The organism is Arsenicibacter rosenii, assembly GCF_001870735.1.
Lineage (GTDB): Bacteria > Bacteroidota > Bacteroidia > Cytophagales > Spirosomataceae > Arsenicibacter > Arsenicibacter rosenii.
This window is the reverse complement of sequence record NZ_MORL01000001.1, coordinates 419,996-438,095: the sequence shown is the minus strand read 5'-3', so window position 1 is coordinate 438,095 and position 18,100 is coordinate 419,996. Positions and strand designations below refer to the sequence as shown.

Sequence of the window (18,100 nt, the reverse complement as noted above, 5' to 3'; positions counted from 1 at the left end):
GCAACTTTCTGTATTTTCAAAAAATATTGAAAATTAAATTCGCGGTCTGCTGTATCTTTGTCCATGCATTATTTTGATCAGTTACTCGCCTTACTGCAGACGGAGCGGGCCGAGGATCGCCGGCAGTACCAGCAGCTAACCGAAACAACCTCCATTATTGAACGCCGTGCCAGTGGCCTGGCCTGGTATCCGATCGCCATACGCGGGTCGGAACTCAGCCGGGGCGATTACCTGACCATTGAAGCCGAGCGCACGACCCATCAGGACATTTCGCACCAGCTCCGCTTCGGTATGCCGGCGGTCCTGTTCAGCAATTATAATCCGAAAGCAGACCGGGTCGAAGGTACTATCTCACACCAGAGCGGCAACCGGGTCCGCCTGACACTACGTACCGATGAGCTGCCCGACTGGGCGCGGGATGGTAAGCTCGGCATTGAGATACTGTTCGATGACAACAGTTACGACGAAATGCAGCAGGCCATTAAACAGGCCAAAGCGCGTCTGGACTCCGGTAACGATTCGCTGGTTAACATCCTGACCGGCCAGAAGGCCCCTACCTTCCGGCAGCAAACCCCAACGCTGCATCTGCCAAAGCTAAACCCCAGTCAGCTCAACGCGGTCGGAATGTCACTGATGGCCAACGAACTGGCCATTATCCACGGCCCGCCGGGTACCGGCAAAACCACGACGCTGGTACAGGTTATCAAGGCCCACATCGAGCGGGATCATACGCAGCTGCTGGTTGTGGCTCCCAGCAATACCGCCGTCGACCTGCTCAGCGATAAGCTGCATGCCGAAGGGCTCAATGTAGTCCGGATCGGTAACCCCGCGCGGGTCTCAGACCGGCTTATGGCGTTGACCCTTGACCACAAAATGGCTGAGCATCCGTATATGAAAGATATCCGGAAGTCGAAAAAGCAGGCCAATGAGTTTAAGAATATGGCCCATAAATACAAGCGCCAGTTCGGGAAGGCAGAACGGGAGCAACGGAAAGCCCTGTTTGACGAGGCTCACCGGATTATGAAGGATGTAGAGCAGACGGAACAGTATATTATCGACGACATTCTGGCGAAAGCACAGGTCATTACGGCAACGCTCGTCGGGGCCAATAACTACGTCATCCGCCAGCGCACCTACGATACGGTCGTAATCGATGAAGCAGGTCAGGCACTCGAACCGGCCTGCTGGGTGCCTATATTAAAAGCGAATAAGGTTATTCTGGCCGGGGATCATTGTCAGCTACCGCCTACCATTAAATCACAGGAGGCGGCCAGAAACGGACTGGCGACAACACTGCTCGAAAAATGCGTGGCAAACCACCCCGAAGCGGTTTCGCTGCTGAACGTCCAATACCGGATGCACGAACACATCATGCGGTATTCGGCGCAGGTTTTTTATGGCAATGCCTTAACCGCACATACCTCCGTGGCAGGGCATCTGCTCACCGAAGGAGACCGGGCTGTTCAGTTTATCGACACCGCCGGCTGTGGCTTTGACGAAAAACCTGAGGGGACCAGCTCTACTAATCCCGAGGAAGCCGCCCTGTTATTCCGGCATTTAACCCAACTCGCCGGTGAGCTGGCAACCACCTATCCGCCTGCCCGGTTCCCAAACGTTGCCGTTATCTCACCGTACAAGCAACAGATTAGCATACTGAATGATTTATTAGACCAATCGGCTGATTTACAGCCCTACCGACATGCGATTTCGGTCAATACCATCGACAGTTTTCAGGGGCAGGAACGCGATATTGTCTATATATCCATGACACGCAGCAACGCCGGCAGCGACATCGGTTTTTTGTCCGATATCCGGCGCATGAACGTTGCCATGACCCGTGCCCGGAAAAAACTCATTATCATCGGCGACAGCGCCACGCTATCAGCGCTGCCGTTCTACAGTGATTTTATTTCGTATGCCGAAACCATTAACGGGTATCAGAGTGCCTGGGAGTGGATGTAATTACATGGTATCGGCGGCTTTCTGGCAGAACTCCTCAATCAGGTTCTGCCAGCCCGGATAATTTGCCGGCTTAGGCCAGCACCATTTTACGCCCAACTCCTCCAGTTCCCGGGGAGTTGGCATCACCATATCATCGCCTAACCACCCGATCGGAATCCGTTTTAAAAAAGGTATCAGACGTAATGTTTGTGTTAGTTCATACCCATTCATTCCGTCTAGCTGATAGTCGATCACAATAAACTGCGGTGGCCGGTGCAGGCTGCTCACATGTTCCAGAATACTCAGGCAATCCGGAAAAATGAGCAGCTGACATGGATTCTCTATCCGCGTCATGGCCTGCTGCATGAATATTGCATCCTTATCAATCTGATCAACAACCCAGATTAAAGGCAAAAGTCTCTCCATATGCTCCCGCTTCAGTTACCCCCTATGTTGTGATACACTACCATTTTACTAATTGATAAGTTGTTCAACTGATGAAATAAGGGATTGTTCTTTGTCACCAGTAAAATCTACTAAATCACCGAGTTTTACAGATTTATATACAGACTCCCCTTAAATGCCTCATTTGCTCACTCTTTTCAATGTCAGGGCAATAATAGCTCCGGCATATACGTTAAATCATATAATAACCAGAGAGCTAAAGGTTATGCCATTTTGTGGCGGGGCTCCAGTACGGAACGTATTGGAGCTTTTATTTTTCCGGCACTCCGCCTTTTTGTTCTCTGCATGGTAAAATTCTCCGGTGATTGCCTTTAGTCTGTATTGCCCCCTTACAGGCATTTTCTCATTTTGTCAATTACCATGAAAAAACTCCTGATCCTTCCCGCATTGCTCTTACTGGGGAATGTCTTTGCTCAAAAAAATCCGGAAGAAAAAGCTGGCTGGCGGCTTGGTGCCCAGGCTTATTCCTTTCGTTTGTTTCCTTTTTCTGAAGCCCTGCGCAAAATTGACAGCTGTGGATTAAAATACGTAGAAGCCTTTCCGGGACAAACCATTGGCGGAGGTATCGATGGTAAAATGGACTTTAAGATGAGTCCGGCCACGCGGGATGCGGTTAAGAAAATGATTAAGGATAAAGGCCTTACTATCTCGGCCTACGGTGTTGTCAATGCCCCGACAGAGGACGACTGGAAACAGTTATTCGAGTTTGCCAAAGACCTCGGAATCCCGAATATCAATACCGAACCGAATAAAAACCAGATGCCTTATATCATCCGGCTGGCAGACGAATATAAAATCAACGTGGCGATCCACAACCACCCTAAACCAACGAAATACTGGCATCCGGACTCGGTATTAGCCGTAATCGGCAACAGCAAATATGTGGGTGCCTGCGCTGACATCGGCCACTGGGTACGCTCGGGCCTCAATCCGGTAGAATGTCTGAAAAAATACGAAGGCCATTTAATTGGTCTTCATTTTAAGGATGTGAAGAAAGATACGCCCGATGGCAAATACCATGACGTAATCTGGGGAACCGGCGACTGCAACATTCCGGCCGTATTGGCAGAGTTGAAACGGCAGAAATATAAAGGCCCGCTATCGGCCGAATACGAATACCACTGGGAAAATAACGGTCCTGAAATCGCCGAAAGTGCCAAAGCGTTCCGCAAAATGTATAGCGGGAAGTAAGTTTTACCCCGTTCAGCGCCTCTCCCCTTTCGCCTGACCGGTTATTTTAACCGGCAAATGTTATTTTCGTTGCCGGATATGAGTTTAGCCCTGATCGGGAAAACTTGTATCCGGCTTTTTTTGCATTAGCTAATACAACCCATAACAGCCATGATGCCCAATCCTTATCCGCTTTTCCGGCCGGCACCGAATCTGACAGAGTTTAAAAACCTGATCGCTATTGAGAGTACGCGCCACGGGGGTGTAAGTCCGGCACCTTTTACCTCCCTGAACGTAGGCTACAATACCCCGGACACGGAAGAGAACGTTACCGAAAACCGGCTGCGGCTCTATAGTGAGCTCGGGATCCGGCCCGATCAGGTCGCTTCTTCGCACCAGATTCACGGCATTGAGGTGCTGCTCGCCGAAGCCCCCGGACGTTACAGCGGTTATGATGCCTTGATTACCAATAAACCGGGTGTGTTTGTGGGGGTTAGTGTTGCCGATTGCACACCGATACTGGTCTATGATGCTCATAATCAAGCCGTGGCAGCCATACACGCCGGTTGGCGGGGAACGGTGGGAGGTGTCGTTAGTGCGGCGCTGCAAGCCATGAAAACCAGCTTCAACACCCGCCCTGCCGATTGCTATGCGTATGTCGGAACCTGTATAGATGAGACTTCGTTTGAAGTCGGTGCCGAAGTCGCCGAGCAGTTTGCGCCGGGGTTTAAACGCCTGGACGCTTATACCGACACCTGGTTTGTGAATCTTAAATCGGCCAATGCCCACCAGCTGACGAGCTTTGGCATTCCGCCTTCCCAGATTGGCATCTCATCGTTTTCGAGCGTGCTGAACAACGACGATTATTATTCGCACCGGCTCGAAAAAGGGCAAACCGGCCGCATGATGGCGCTAATTGGTATAAAATCCTGAACAATTCCGGAAGTATGCTGTTTAGTTGATACTGCGGCAATTACGTGGCAGGTTAACTCAACAACGTTATGAACTTCTTGATCTGGATTTTAGTAGGTGCCATAGCCGGATGGCTGGCCGACCTGCTCTTTAAACGCTTTTCATTTTCATTACTGACCCAAATTCTGTTGGGTATTATCGGTGGTCTGGTAGGTGGCTGGATTTTCGGCAGCACGTTTGCTACCGGGGCAAGTGGTTTTCTGGATCGTGTCCTGACGGCTTTTGTGGGTGCAGTCGTTATCCTCGGTATCGCGGCCCTGATCAAAGGCAGCCGCCGGTCAGTATAGCAATGCATACATATATCATGAAAAAGGGCTGATATTCAGCCCTTTTTTTATTATTTATTCTTTACCAGCCACCCCAGCAACCACATCACGACCGCACAGATGGCGAGGCCTCCGGACTCTCTGGCCAGTTCAATATTAATCGTTTTCATACCCATCGAATCGAGCAGGAAGCCTTCAAAAACCGGTGGCCACTGGAGCCAGGCCGCTACGGCATATACCAGCCCGATGATACCATACAACCAGATTGGTCCGGTTTTATAGTAAGCCATGATGCAGGCGCCAACCCCAATCAGGTATATCGGTATCCACACTTGCGGATCCGGATCATTGTATTGAAAGGCGGCAAAAAGCAGGAATACAAGGCCGAAAAATACGGCAATCAATTTTCTCATCGTTGCGTTCGGGTTATTTTTCACAGTATTGCGCAATGGCTTCAACCGCATCGGCATAGCCAAGCTGCCGGGCCTGTTTCAGGCTAAGGCAACCGGCGTCTTTTTCATTGTTGATCATTTGTGCCACGCCCAATGCATAGAAAGCTTTTCCGAACCGGGAATCTACTTCTACGGCCTTTTTAAAATCATTCATGGCACCAGCCAGATTTTTCTGCTGAAACAGGATATTGCCCCGGTTATAATAGGCCAGTGCGTTCCGGTCATTTTTGGCAACAGCCTGCGAAAAATCATTGACCGCCGCCGTTTCCTGATTCTGGAGGGCAAACAACTGCCCCCGGTTGAGGTAAATATCCGATATGGCTACTTTAGCAGTATCAGGTGCCAGCCGGATAGCTTCCGAATAATCTTTGAGCGCTGCATTCTGATCATTCTGCGCCATTTTCAACAGGGCACGGTTGTAGTAGGGCCGGTAAAAACCAGGTTCCAGTTTAATGGCCTGCTCATAATCCAGCAAGGCGTTGCTGTATTCCTTTAGTTCAAAATAAGCGACACCACGGGTATTAAATGCTTCGGCATTATCTGCATCAGCATTAATTGCCAGGTTCAACGGTTCGATGGCTTCCCGGAATTTTCCTTCCCGCATCAGGCTACGTCCCTGCTCCAGCTCCTTCTCCGACGATGTACAACCTGTAAATGTCAGAAAAAGACAGGCAGCAATAAAAAAATTTACTTGTTTCATTACGCTTATAATCAATAAAATACGGTAAAAGCGACCATTTTCAGCAATAATTTGCCGCACAAAACTACATCCGACATTTGGATTCTCTTAATAAATACCTAATTTTGCACCCGGCAAATCGGTGCTACCAGCTCCTACTGAATCCCCCAGGTCTTGACCGAAGCAAGGGTAGGTAGTTGTAGCGGTGAGACACTTGATTTGCCTTTTTTTATGTGCTTTTACAAACAACGCACATCTTCTCCGTAATTTGCCGGCTCACTCTGTTTTTTAACAATGTTTTAAGCAGACAGCTCAGCCTTGACAGCAGCATTCTAACATTTCCAGCCCTATACATTCATGCTCGAAACTCTTTCCCAGACCTTTCAGCAAGCATTCGGGACATCCCCTACGTTACAGATTGCCTCTCCGGGGCGTGTTAATCTCATCGGCGAACATACCGATTACAACGAAGGATTTGTATTACCCGCCGCGATCGATAAAGCCATTTTTCTGGCCGTAAGCCCCCGGCAGGATCAGGAATTACACTTTTTTGCCGCTGACCTCAACGAATCATATGCCGGTCATACCGATAACCTGACCCATACCGACTCCTGGCCGGATTATCTCCTTGGCGTTATTCAGCAATTTCAGCTGGCCGGTCTGACCGTTGGCGGCTTCAATTGCGCATTCGGAGGGACCATTCCGATCGGGGCCGGTTTGTCTTCATCTGCCGCGCTCGAAAACGGCGTTGGCTTTGCGATCAATGAGCTGTTCAGCCTTGGCGTCGACCGGCTGGATTTGCTGAAAATGAGCCAGCGTGCCGAAAACAATTTTGTCGGGCTGAAGTGCGGCATCATGGATATGTTTGCCAGTATGATGGGGAAGGCGGGCCATGTGATCCGGCTGGATTGCCGTTCACTGGATTTTGCCTACGCTCCCTTAAAAATGGACGGTTTCCGGATCGTTTTGTGCGATACGCAGGTTAAGCATTCACTGGCCTCATCGGAGTATAATACCCGGCGGGAAGAATGCGAGGCCGGTGTCCGGATTTTACAGGCTGCTTACGGCGAATCGGTAAAAAGTCTGCGCGATGCTACGATGGACATGCTCGATGCACAGCTGAAAGACCGGCATCCGCTGCTGTACCGCCGCTGTGCTTATATCGTTCAGGAAAACGAACGGCTGCTGACCGGCTACAACGATCTGGAAGCGGGCGACGTCGAAGCGTTCGGACAGAAAATGTACGGCTCGCACGAGGGCCTGAGTCAGTGGTATGAGGTCAGTTGTGACGAACTGGACATTCTGGTCGACATTGCCCGGACGCAACGTGGCGTACTGGGTGCACGCATGATGGGCGGTGGCTTCGGCGGCTGCACCATTAATCTCGTACGCGAAGAAGCGCTCGATGCGTTTAAGGAAGCCATTACGGAGCAATACCAGGCCAAAACCGGTCAGTTACCGCTTATTTATATCTGCAAAATCGAAGATGGTACCCATGTGATTGCCTGACCGCATTTTGTTTGAGGAACTGATTCTTTAATTTTGCCCCTGCAAGCCGAATACCCGTGTATTTGGATCCAGGTTTAACTCATTCGGACGTGGAGGTCCGATATACAGACCATGAAATTTTTTATTGACACGGCTAATCTCGCCGAAATCCGCGAAGCGCAGGATCTGGGCGTTCTTGATGGCGTAACAACCAACCCATCACTCATGGCTAAAGAAGGCATTACCGGCAAGGATAATGTCATGCGCCATTACAAACAAATTTGTGACATCGTTGAAGGCGATGTAAGTGCTGAGGTGATCGGTACTACGTTCGACGAAATGATCCGCGAAGGCGAAGAACTGGCCGAGCTTGATGAGAAAATTGTCGTGAAAGTTCCGATGATTAAAGATGGTGTAAAAGCCATTAAATATTTCTCAGAAAAAGGCATCCGGACCAACTGTACGCTGATTTTCTCAGCGGGTCAGGCATTACTGGCCGCCAAAGCCGGTGCAACCTATGTTTCGCCGTTTGTGGGTCGTCTGGACGATATCTCGACAGATGGCGTCGCCCTGATTGAACAAATCGTTACGATCTACCGCAACTACGGCTATACCACTGAAGTCCTGGCGGCTTCGATCCGTCACCCGATGCACATCATTCAGTGTGCTGAAGTTGGGGCCGACGTAATGACAGGTCCGTTGAGCGCCATTACGGCGTTGCTGAACCACCCGCTGACGGATATCGGTCTGGCTAAGTTCCTGGCCGACCACAAAAAAGCTTCTGCTAAGTAATTTGCCGGCATACAGCATCGTTATCGGGGCTGTATGCCTTTCCCCCACTCATTCGCTATGTTTAACACGGAACCCGTTCTTACCCTCGATCATGCCGATATTTACCAGGGACCTAAACTGATCCTCGGGGATATCAGCTTCTCCATACACAAAGGCGAGTTTGTTTATCTGATCGGACGAACGGGCAGTGGAAAAACGTCGCTTCTGAAAACGCTCTACGCTGACCTTTACCTGCAGGGTGGCAAGGGCTTTGTTGCCGGCTTTGCGCTGGACAAACTAAAGCCTAAAGACGTGCCTTTCCTGCGACGCAAAATCGGCATCGTATTTCAGGACTTTCAGTTGTTTTTTGACCGGAATGTAGAAGAAAACCTGCTTTTCGTGTTGAAGGCGACGGGCTGGACGGATAAAACAAAAATGAAAAACCGCGTAGCGGATGTGCTGATGCAGGTAGGTCTGGGTACGGCCCAGAAAAAAATGCCGCATCAGATGTCGGGCGGAGAGCAGCAGCGTGTTGTTATTGCACGGGCGATGCTGAACGAACCGCAAATCCTGATTGCCGATGAACCGACCGGTAACCTCGATCCGGCGGTGTCGGATCAGATTATGCAGGTGTTTCAGGCGATTAACAATGCGGGTACAGCCATGCTTATGGCTACTCATAACTATGATCTCCTGAAAAAATACCCGGCCCGGACACTACGTGTTAACGACGGTAAAATCAGTGAGGTAATCGGGGGCAGTTTTTAGGCAACTGATCTTTTAATCAGATGTAGTGGTGGCACGCCGGGCGTGCCACCACTTTTTATTATTTCGCCTTGAGATAGGCAAACGGAATGATCACCTCTTCGAGCGATACCCCACCGTGCTGGAAAGTATCGCGGTAATAGTTCACGTAATAGTTGTAGTTATTCGGGTAGGCAAAGAAGTAATCTTCCAGCGTAAAGACATAGGCCGTTGATACGTGCAGCTTCGGCAGGAAGAAACGTTCCGGCTTCCGGCAAACCAATACGTGGCTTTCGTCGAAGCCCAGATTTTTACCTTGTTTGTAACGCAGGTTGGTATTTGTTTCGCGGTAACCAACGATTTTGGCCGGTTTCTGCACACGAATCATCCCGTGGTCGGTTGTCACGATCAGACGCCCGCCCTTATCCGAAATCTTCCGCACCAGTTCATACAGCGGTGAGTGCAGGAACCAGGAGCGGGTAATGCTGCGGTAAGCTGCTTCATCAGGGGCCAGTTCTTTAATCATCGCCATATCAGTACGGGCATGCGAAAGCATATCCACGAAGTTATACACGACCACATTCAACTGATTCTGCATCAGGTTGTTAAAATTATCGACCAGCGATTTGCCCTGATTCGTATTCAGAATCTTGTTGTAGGAAAACTTGATATTCAGGCGTGACCGCTCCAGCTGACGACGCAGGAACTCATCTTCGTGGTTGTTGAGGCCCTCTTCGTCGTTCTCGTCATTTACCCAGATATCGGAATGGTGTTTTTCCATTTCGCTTGGCATCATGCCCGAGAAGATGGCGTTCCGCGCAAAGCCCGTTGTGGTCGGCAAAATGGAGTAGTACGATGATTCTTCCTCCACGGTGAAAAAGTCTGACAGAATCGGCTCAATCACTTTCCACTGATCGTACCGCAGGTTATCAATCAGGATAAAGAAAAGCGGCGAGTTCTGCTCCAGCAGCGGGAATACTTTTTTCCGCATCAGCTGGTTCGACAATACCGGCTTATCGGCTTTCGGATCGTTGAGCCAGTCTTCGTAATTGTCTTCCAGAAATTTACAGAAGTTTGAGTTGGCTTCACTCTTCTGCATGTTCAGGACCTCGACCATGCTGCGGTCCTGGGCGCCATCGAGTTCAAGCTCCCAGTAAATCAGCTTTTTATAGATTTCAGCCCACTCATTGAAGTCAATCCGGTCATTATATTGCATGGCAATATTCCGGAAATCCTGCTGGTAGCTGATATTGGTCCGTTCGGTAACCAGTCGTTTGTTATCGAGATTTTTCTTCAGCGACAGCAACAGCTGGTTTGGATTTATGGGTTTAATCAGGTAATCGGCGATTTTAGAGCCAATCGCTTCTTCCATGATGTGTTCTTCTTCGCTCTTGGTAATCATGACCACGGGCATGTTCGGGCGCATCTGCTTGATCTGCGCCAGCGTCTCAAGTCCTGTCATACCCGGCATCATTTCATCCAGTAGTACTAAGTCATATTTCTCCTGTTCGACCTGTTCAAGGGCGTCAGCACCGCTATTTACAGGTGTTACCTGGTAGCCTTTATTTTTGAGGAAAAGGATATGGGGCTTAAGCAGGTCGATTTCGTCGTCTGCCCAAAGGATCGAGTAATTTTGCATAATCAATTTATTAAAAATTGGATTTGTCGTCGTCAGTTGAGTACGTTCTTGTTAAACCTCTAACGCGCCACAGTGTTTGAATGGTTTATTTTTAAGATTCTTTAACAGTCTGAAAAACAACGCTGATTGCCTGTTCCAGATCTGTTAACGACTGAATACCAGCGGGTGAGATGCCTGACACACGAGCCGCTTCCCGGTAAACCATGACCGGCGGAATGCCCGCCTGCCGCCATGATGTCAGGGCGGTACTGCCTGCAGATTTGGATAATTTCCGGCCACCGGCATCCTGGATAAGCGGATGGTGCCACACCTGCGCCCCCAGAAACGCCCCCATTTTTTCGTTAGCCGGCAAAAGCAGATTAGCCAGATAGGCTTGCATACGGGTAGAAAGTTGCAGATCCTCGCCCCTGATCAGGTGCGTTACCCCGAAAAAAATATCGTCGGTGAGGGAGGCTACCTGATAGGCCGGGACTCCGTCGCGTCGTCGTACCACAAAATCTGTCTCCTCGTCCAGACGCCACAACGGAGCCTCATCCACACTAATCCGCCAGGCCGTTTCCGGTCTATCCAGCGCCGCCCCCATTAGCCGACAATCGGTTGGATAACGGTTTCCATGGGCCTGTAATTGCTTTCTGGATAGTAAGGAGGCAAAAATTTTTCCAGTGGTACGCAACTGCTGCAACTGCTGTTCATACAAATCCCGCCGGTGTATCTGCGACCATCGGGCCTCAAAATCATCCGGCCCGGCCGGCCCAAGGTCATAAGTAAGCCCCAGATAGTCGATGCAGTCGAATACATCCCGGACATATTCCGGCCGCTTCCGGTCGGCGTCCAGATCGTCGATCCGGAGCAGAATCCGGGCGTTCAGTTGTCTGGCCAGCACATAATTGAGAACAAAATTGATGCCGTTGCCCACATGCAGATAGCCTGAGGGCGTCGGCGCGTAGCGGAATAACAGGTGCTGGTTAGCCATAAACGTCAACCACTGTCTCTGCGCAGGTTTACCCCACAACACGTTTCAAATCCATCGGCGTGTCGATGCCATGGCTCTCCAGGTCGGTCTCGATGATCCGGATACGATACCCGTTTTCGATCCAGCGCAGTTGTTCCAGGGCTTCGGCCCGTTCAAGCGACGAGGGTGTCAGCCGCGTAATGCCCGCGAGTACATCCTTCCGGTAAGCATACAATCCGATGTGCTTGTAATACACATGATGCTCCAGCCATTGCGCCGGTTCATGGTTCCGCTGATACGGAATCGGCTGCCGGCTGAAATACAGGGCTTCCCGCATGACCGGATCACCGAACTGGCTAACCACTACCTTCGGCGAATTCGGATCGAACAACGTCTGTTCGTCGTTTATCCGTTTGATAAGCGTCGCCAGCTCCGTCGATCCGTCCAGGATGGAAGTCAGCAGGTTAATTTGCTGGGGCAGAATAAACGGCTCATCGCCCTGAATGTTCACCACATAATCGACCTCACGGGCTTCATCCGCCAGAATTTCCATGGCTTCCTGACAGCGGTCTGTACCACTCTGGTGTTCGGTAGAGGTCATAACCACCTCACCCCCAAAGCCCTGCACGTGCGAAAAGATACGGTCGTCGTCGGTAGCCACCACCACTTTACTCAGGGAGGCTGTTTTCAGCGCCTGCTCATAAACGCGCTGCACCATTGTCTTACCGTTTATATCAACTAAAGCTTTGCCCGGAAATCGGGTAGATCCGTACCGGGCGGGTATAATGCCAATATAGTTCATCCTGGTTATTTCGTTGTAGAGGCGAGTATCTTTCCGGAACTCGCACTGATTTTAGGGCAAAAAAACGGTTTTATCCCTATTTTTACACTTTGTTTACCCGCTACCCATGAATAAAAAATCAACTTTCCGGTCATTAGGTCTTCTTTTGCTGACCTGGTATCAAAGTCAGGCAGCCCATATTCCTGTTGATTCGATCGGTATTGAGAAAAAAGACGGTAAGGTATTTATCCTGCACCGTGTTGAAGACGGGCAGACCTTGTATGGCATTGCCCGCCGGTATAACAGCTCCGTAGAAACCATTCAGGGGGCAAATCCGGCACTTGGTGCTTCCCTGCAATTCAATCAGGTAATCCGGATTCCTGCATCGATCACGGCCAGAAAAGAACCGAAGGCCGGGGCCAATGCGGACAAAATTGACGAAGCGGCGCTTTACAAGCCTGAACCTAAGCCCAAAAACGCCAAAGAACAGGCGGAACTCGACGCCAAAGCGGCCCAGCGTATCGAAAAATCATTCCCGAAAACACCCGGCATTCATATCGTTGAGGCCGGGCAGACCCTTTATAGTTTAGCGGTACGGTATGGCGTGCTTCAGTCAGAAATCCGGATCTGGAATAATCTGACCAACGACAACCTGAAAGCCGGCCAGGAGTTGATTGTGTCAGAGAAAGCCTTTGCGGCCCGACATGGTTCTGCCCCGTCGCCGGAAGTAGCGCTAAAACCCGCAATAACGAAGCCCGAGGCTCCCAAGCCGGAAGCGGTAAAACATGAGACCCCAAAAGCAGAACCGGCTAAACCCGTAACGACCAGGCCGGAATCAGCCAAACCGGCCCTTGGTAAACCGTCGCCGGTTGAGCCGACCATTTCGGCCGAAAAAACACCGGTTCCGGCCCTGCCGGCAAACGGCCGCCGTATTTCCGAAATCGGGATGGCCGATGTAATCGACCCGACGGATACGTCGCCGAAATACCTGGCCCTGCACCGCACTGCGCCAACCGGTACCCTGGTTCAGGTCAGAAATGATATCAATAACGCTTCGCTTTGGGTTAAAGTAATCGGTAAGCTTCCGGATACCGGCCTCAACGACCGCATTCTCATCAAACTGTCGGCAAAGGCGTTTGAGAAACTTTCCCCTAACCAACAACGTTTTCGGGCAGAGGTGTCTTACATGGCCCCCTAATGTCCGCTCAGATAAAGTAATTTATGGAAACCAAAGAAGAACGAATTGCCCGGCGCCGTAAAGAACGTGATGCCAAGTACATGGCCACGCCCGGGTACAAGGTGTTCAGCGTTATGTTTACGATCGCTTATCCGTTCATCGCCCTTTTCACCGCTGTCTTTTCTGCCATTGTTGCCGTTTTTTCAACGATTTCGCGCGGCCTTGCCTGGGTCATCAGCGGCGGCCGGTCCCACTAGTAATGTCTTTTATTCCCGAACAGATTGTTGAGCTGCTGCTTCAGAAAGTCAGTCAGTACAACCAGCCTGCCTTTATCGACAAGGACCCGGTCAGTATCCCGCATCAGTTTACGTTGAAGCAGGATATTGAGATCATGGGATTCTGGGCGGCTATTTTAGCGTGGGGACAACGGCCGGTTATTCTGAAAAAATCGCAGGAACTCATTTCGCGCATGGACGGGGCTCCGTATGACTTCATCCGGAATCATCAGGAACGTGATCTGAAGCGTTTTCTCGATTTTAAACACCGCACCTTCAATGCGACCGATGCGCTCTATTTCCTGCATTTCTTCCGGCAGTACTACCAGCAGCACGACTCGCTCGAGGAAGCCTTTCTGCCGGATGCAGTCAATACAGCTACCGTTGAGCCGCATCTGATCCTTTTTCATGACCGCTTCTGCGGCGGCTATGACCTGGACAACAGCTACTTCCCCGACCGTACGCGCAAACATATCGCTACGCCTGCCCGAAATTCCACCTGCAAACGACTGCTGATGTTTCTCCGCTGGATGGTCAGACAGGACAATGCCGGGGTTGATTTCGGGATCTGGACCCGCATTCAGCCCCGGCAGCTGGTGATGCCGATTGATGTACATGTGGGGCGGGTAGCCCGCACATTGGGGTTGCTTTCGCGGGAGCAATCTGACTGGAAAGCGGCCCTGGAACTAACGGATGTTTTGCGGCAGATTGATGCTGACGATCCGGTAAAATTTGATTTTGCGCTCTTTGGCGCCGGTGTTGAAGGCGAATTTTAATCGGCTTTGTTGCCCCGTTTCTGCGTTTTTCTAAACAACTTCCTCTACTTTAGTGTCCTATATAACGACGCAGAATATTCAGCTTTATGGCATTTTCAATTACTCAACAAGCATTCGGTGCATATACCGAGTATGTCATTCAGTACACAGAAACCGGTGAGGGCCTGATCGTTGTGCCAGGCCATGGGGGTGTGATCCGTAAACTTATTTTGAAACGGTCAGGGTCAACGCCAACCCCGGACCATCCCGAAGGTTTGATTTCACTGCTTCGGGTTGCCGATAGTCCGGAGGCGTTAAAGGCCGATGAAGCCTATTCGAGTGCCATGCTGTTTCCGTTTCCGAGCCGGATTAAACACGGCATTTATCGCTTCGATGGTAATGCCTATACATTACCGTTTAATGACTATGGCCACGATAATGCCATTCATGGCCTTGTTCACCCGAAGCCTTTCGAAGTTGTGGGGCAGCATAGCACAGAGCAAGCCGCCTCCCTGACCATTGCTTATATGTATACCGGAGATGTAAACGGGTATCCCTTTCCGTTCCGGCTGGAGATGACCTATACGCTCACACTCGCTGACGCCGGTCATCTGGTCCTTTCACTGGATTTCCGGGCCACCAATACCGGCATCACCCGGGCTCCGATGGCCTTCGGCTGGCATCCGTACTTTACGCTCAACAATGAGCCAATCGACAGCATGAGCATTGAACTGCCTACCGATACTGCCATAACCCTCGATGAGGATTTGTTGCCGGTTGGCCGTAAGCCGTTCCCCTATACGGGTCAGCTATCGCTTTATCAGAAAGGGCTGGACAATGCCTTTCTGGTGTTACCGAATGACCATGGCGCAGAGACCGTACTCCATGCCCCGAACATTAATACCTCACTCCACGTCTGGCAGGATTCTTCTTTCCCGTACCTGGTCGTTTATACGCCTGACCGCCGCGACAGCATCGCTATCGAGCCGCTGACGGCCAATGTCAACGCCTTCAACAACGGCGAAGGCCTGCAGGTGCTGGAACCCAGCCAATCCATGGCCGGGCATATAAAGGTATGGTTGTCCTGACAGGAATGGTTAATGACTAATGTAAAATGGATAGCGCAGCCCTTCACAAGGCCCGTTATCCATTTTACATTAGTCAATTATACATTGCCCGTTTTACGTTCTCTACAGGTCAAACTTTATTCCCTGAGCCAGTGGCAGGGTGGTTCCGTAGTTGATGGTATTGGTCTGACGGCGCATGTAGGCTTTCCAGGCATCGGACCCCGACTCACGGCCACCACCCGTTTCTTTCTCACCGCCGAATGCTCCTCCGATTTCTGCCCCTGACGTTCCGATATTGACATTGGCAATACCGCAGTCTGAACCGGCCACCGACAGAAACTGCTCGGCTTCCCGCATATTCAGGGTAAAGATCGACGATGACAGCCCCTGCGGCACCCCGTTTTGCAGCCCGATTGCCTCCTCCAGCGTCCGGTATTTCATCACATACAGAATCGGGGCAAACGTTTCGCGCTGCACTACCGGCCAGTGGTTTTCGGCTTCGGCAATGCACGGTTTTACGTAACAGCCCGACTCGAAGCCATCGCCCTCAACCACACCCGGCTGCACCACAAAGCGACCACCCTGCGACCGGATTTCATCAACCGCCGCCAGATAACTCTGCACCGCTTGCTGGTCAATCAACGGACCGACGTGGTTGACTTCATCGAGCGGGTTGCCGATCCGTAGTTGCTGATAGGCCCGTGCCAGGCGCTGTTTCACCTCCTCGTAAATACTTTCGTGGATAATGAGCCGGCGGGTGGTGGTACAACGCTGACCCGCCGTGCCGACGGCACCAAATACGATCGCCGGAATGGCAATGTCGATATCGGCATGCTGCGAGACGATGATGGCGTTATTGCCTCCCAGCTCCAGCAGGCTGCGGCCCATCCGTTCGGCAACGGCACTCCCCACGGCCTTGCCCATCCGCGTACTGCCCGTAGCCGACACCAGCGCCACCCGCGGATCACGCGACAGCCATTCGCCGGTTTCGCGGCTTCCGCTGATCAGGCAGGAAACCCCTTCCGGTACCTCATTATTCCGCAGCACATCCTGAATGATCTGCTGGCAGGCAAGCGCTGTCAGCGGTGTTTTCTCTGACGGTTTCCAGACACATACATCACCGCAAACCCAGGCAATCATTGCATTCCACGACCAGACAGCCACGGGGAAGTTAAAGGCCGAGATAATCCCGACAACCCCCAGCGGGTGCCATTGCTCATACATCCGGTGCGACGGTCGTTCGGAGTGCATCGTCAGGCCATACAGCTGTCGGGACAAGCCAACGGCAAAATCGCAGATATCAATAATTTCCTGCACCTCGCCCAGGCCTTCCTGGAGCGATTTGCCCATTTCATAACTGACGAGGGTACCCAGTTCTTTTTTGTAAATCCGGAACTGGTCGCCCATCTGCCGCACAATTTCTCCCCGTTTCGGTGCGGGCCACCGCCGCCAGTCCTGAAAGGCCGCCTGAGCGGTCTCTATAACTTTGTCATAATCACTGCGGGTTGAGGTATAAACCCGCGCAATGAGCTGTCCGTCAGCCGGTGAATACGATTCAATGGTTCGTTCTGATGATTCGTTGTGCCAGAAAATCTGGCCGGTGCTGGTTCCGGGTTTAATCCCCTGCACCGGAAGTGGTAAGATCGATTGCATAAACTCGTTTTGTTTACTCCATTCCGCAATATTAACGGGCTTTTGGGTATAAGCTTACCATTTTTTCGTTTTTTTGAGGAAATAGCATCCAGTCATTCCAACCCACAAAGTATGTCATTCCGTCGTTTCCCCACGTACGCTGAACTTTCGCAACATGCAGCGGAGCACATTGCCGCCCTGCTTAAGCGTAAACCCGATGCGCTTATTTGTCTGGCTTCCGGAGCCACGCCTATCGGTACATTCCATCAGTTGGTTGAGCTGGCCCAGACCGGCCACGCTAACCTGAATCAATGTTCGTTTATCGGACTTGATGAATGGGTGGGTATGGGGCCCGATGACGAAGGCAGCTGCTCCTATCACCTGTACCATGATCTGTTTATACCGCTGGCTATCCCGGCAGAACGGATTCATTATTTTAATGCAAAAGCCGATGATTTAGCCGCCGAGTGCCGCCGGATTGATGATGCAATTGCCGCGCATGGCGGTCTTGATCTGCTGTTGGTTGGTATAGGTCTCAACGGGCATATTGCGCTCAATGAACCTGGTACGCCGTTTACCCATTACTGCCATGTGATTGATCTGCACGAAACCACGATTACGGTCGGACAGAAATATTTTACCAAACCAACGCCGCTTACCCGGGGAATTACAATTGGGTTACAACACCTGATGGATGCCCGCGAAGTAATTCTGATGGCCAACGGGCATGGCAAGGCACCCGTCATCAACCAGGCGATGACGGCGCCGGTGTCAACTGATTTCCCGGCTACCATTATCCAGCGGCATCCGAATGCCCACGTTTGGGTAGACGAAGCAGCCGGGGCTCTGGTTTAAAACAAAACCGGACGGGTTA

19 protein-coding genes are annotated in these 18,100 nt (G+C 51.1%); 12 read left to right on the top strand and 7 right to left on the bottom strand.

Annotated elements, in window-relative coordinates; translation table 11 throughout:
* The first annotated feature begins 63 nt into the window (after nt 1-63).
* A complete protein-coding gene (locus BLX24_RS01595) occupies nt 64-1,962 on the top strand; it encodes an AAA domain-containing protein (protein WP_071501320.1) in 1,899 nt (632 codons plus the stop codon).
* On the opposite strand, the gene BLX24_RS01590 is transcribed toward BLX24_RS01595, so the two are convergent.
* A complete protein-coding gene (locus tag BLX24_RS01590) occupies nt 1,963-2,367 on the bottom strand; it encodes a response regulator (protein WP_071501319.1) in 405 nt (134 codons plus the stop codon).
* Between the two features lie 399 nt (nt 2,368-2,766).
* On the opposite strand from BLX24_RS01590, the gene BLX24_RS01585 reads away from it, so the two are divergent.
* From BLX24_RS01585 to BLX24_RS01575, 3 genes are all read left to right on the top strand, one after another.
* Nucleotides 2,767-3,597 (top strand): sugar phosphate isomerase/epimerase family protein, encoded by an 831-nt coding sequence (locus BLX24_RS01585; RefSeq protein WP_071501318.1) that lies wholly within the window; start codon nt 2,767-2,769, stop codon nt 3,595-3,597.
* A 150-nt stretch (nt 3,598-3,747) separates the two neighbouring features.
* Complete coding sequence (gene pgeF / locus BLX24_RS01580) at nt 3,748-4,509, top strand: peptidoglycan editing factor PgeF (protein ID WP_143092540.1); 762 nt, start codon at nt 3,748-3,750, stop codon at nt 4,507-4,509.
* 68 nt (nt 4,510-4,577) lie between these two features.
* Nucleotides 4,578-4,835 carry a GlsB/YeaQ/YmgE family stress response membrane protein gene (locus BLX24_RS01575; RefSeq protein ID WP_071501317.1) on the top strand — a complete coding sequence of 86 codons (258 nt, stop codon included), beginning with the start codon at nt 4,578-4,580 and terminating at the stop codon, nt 4,833-4,835.
* A gap of 50 nt (nt 4,836-4,885) precedes the next feature.
* On the opposite strand, the gene BLX24_RS01570 is transcribed toward BLX24_RS01575, so the two are convergent.
* Both BLX24_RS01570 and BLX24_RS01565 read right to left on the bottom strand, forming a co-directional pair.
* Nucleotides 4,886-5,227, bottom strand: a complete 342-nt coding sequence (locus BLX24_RS01570; protein ID WP_071501316.1) for a transmembrane 220 family protein — start codon at nt 5,225-5,227, stop codon at nt 4,886-4,888.
* A 13-nt stretch (nt 5,228-5,240) separates the two neighbouring features.
* Nucleotides 5,241-5,966, bottom strand: a complete 726-nt coding sequence (locus tag BLX24_RS01565; protein ID WP_071501315.1) for a tetratricopeptide repeat protein — start codon at nt 5,964-5,966, stop codon at nt 5,241-5,243.
* A gap of 336 nt (nt 5,967-6,302) precedes the next feature.
* Here BLX24_RS01565 and BLX24_RS01560 point away from each other — a divergent pair, with 336 nt between their 5' ends.
* The 3 genes from BLX24_RS01560 to BLX24_RS01550 all read left to right on the top strand — a co-directional run bounded on the left by BLX24_RS01560 (nt 6,303) and on the right by BLX24_RS01550 (nt 8,972).
* Nucleotides 6,303-7,454 (top strand): galactokinase, encoded by a 1,152-nt coding sequence (locus tag BLX24_RS01560; protein WP_071501314.1) that lies wholly within the window; start codon nt 6,303-6,305, stop codon nt 7,452-7,454.
* A gap of 111 nt (nt 7,455-7,565) precedes the next feature.
* Entirely contained in the window at nt 7,566-8,225 is a 660-nt protein-coding gene (gene fsa, locus BLX24_RS01555) for a fructose-6-phosphate aldolase (protein WP_071501313.1), read from the top strand.
* Nucleotides 8,226-8,282: 57 nt separating this feature from the next.
* Nucleotides 8,283-8,972 (top strand): cell division ATP-binding protein FtsE, encoded by a 690-nt coding sequence (locus BLX24_RS01550; RefSeq protein WP_071501312.1) that lies wholly within the window; start codon nt 8,283-8,285, stop codon nt 8,970-8,972.
* Nucleotides 8,973-9,030: 58 nt separating this feature from the next.
* On the opposite strand, the gene porX is transcribed toward BLX24_RS01550, so the two are convergent.
* The 3 genes from porX to kdsB form a co-directional block, all read right to left on the bottom strand.
* The gene (gene porX / locus BLX24_RS01545) at nt 9,031-10,587 is read right to left on the bottom strand and encodes a T9SS response regulator signal transducer PorX (RefSeq protein WP_071501311.1); all 1,557 of its coding nucleotides are present in this window, start codon (nt 10,585-10,587) and stop codon (nt 9,031-9,033) included.
* 91 nt (nt 10,588-10,678) lie between these two features.
* The gene (locus tag BLX24_RS01540; RefSeq protein ID WP_071501310.1) at nt 10,679-11,560 is read right to left on the bottom strand and encodes a glutamate--tRNA ligase family protein; all 882 of its coding nucleotides are present in this window, start codon (nt 11,558-11,560) and stop codon (nt 10,679-10,681) included.
* A 28-nt stretch (nt 11,561-11,588) separates the two neighbouring features.
* The gene (gene kdsB, locus BLX24_RS01535; RefSeq protein WP_071501309.1) at nt 11,589-12,341 is read right to left on the bottom strand and encodes a 3-deoxy-manno-octulosonate cytidylyltransferase; all 753 of its coding nucleotides are present in this window, start codon (nt 12,339-12,341) and stop codon (nt 11,589-11,591) included.
* A gap of 106 nt (nt 12,342-12,447) precedes the next feature.
* Here kdsB and BLX24_RS01530 point away from each other — a divergent pair, with 106 nt between their 5' ends.
* The 4 genes from BLX24_RS01530 to BLX24_RS01515 all read left to right on the top strand — a co-directional run bounded on the left by BLX24_RS01530 (nt 12,448) and on the right by BLX24_RS01515 (nt 15,615).
* Entirely contained in the window at nt 12,448-13,518 is a 1,071-nt protein-coding gene (locus tag BLX24_RS01530; protein ID WP_071501308.1) for a LysM peptidoglycan-binding domain-containing protein, read from the top strand.
* 23 nt (nt 13,519-13,541) lie between these two features.
* The gene (locus BLX24_RS01525) at nt 13,542-13,754 is read left to right on the top strand and encodes a hypothetical protein (protein ID WP_071501307.1); all 213 of its coding nucleotides are present in this window, start codon (nt 13,542-13,544) and stop codon (nt 13,752-13,754) included.
* Between the two features lie 2 nt (nt 13,755-13,756).
* A complete protein-coding gene (locus tag BLX24_RS01520) occupies nt 13,757-14,548 on the top strand; it encodes a TIGR02757 family protein (protein WP_071501306.1) in 792 nt (263 codons plus the stop codon).
* Between the two features lie 86 nt (nt 14,549-14,634).
* A complete protein-coding gene (locus BLX24_RS01515) occupies nt 14,635-15,615 on the top strand; it encodes an aldose 1-epimerase (RefSeq protein ID WP_071501305.1) in 981 nt (326 codons plus the stop codon).
* Nucleotides 15,616-15,717: 102 nt separating this feature from the next.
* On the opposite strand, the gene amaB is transcribed toward BLX24_RS01515, so the two are convergent.
* Nucleotides 15,718-17,247: an L-piperidine-6-carboxylate dehydrogenase gene (amaB, locus tag BLX24_RS01510; protein ID WP_071501304.1), complete on the bottom strand. Its 1,530-nt coding sequence runs from the start codon at nt 17,245-17,247 to the stop codon at nt 15,718-15,720.
* Nucleotides 17,248-17,358: 111 nt separating this feature from the next.
* Between amaB and BLX24_RS01505 the strand changes: the two genes are divergently transcribed.
* A complete protein-coding gene (locus BLX24_RS01505) occupies nt 17,359-18,081 on the top strand; it encodes a glucosamine-6-phosphate deaminase (RefSeq protein ID WP_071501303.1) in 723 nt (240 codons plus the stop codon).
* The last annotated feature ends 19 nt before the right edge of the window (nt 18,082-18,100 follow it).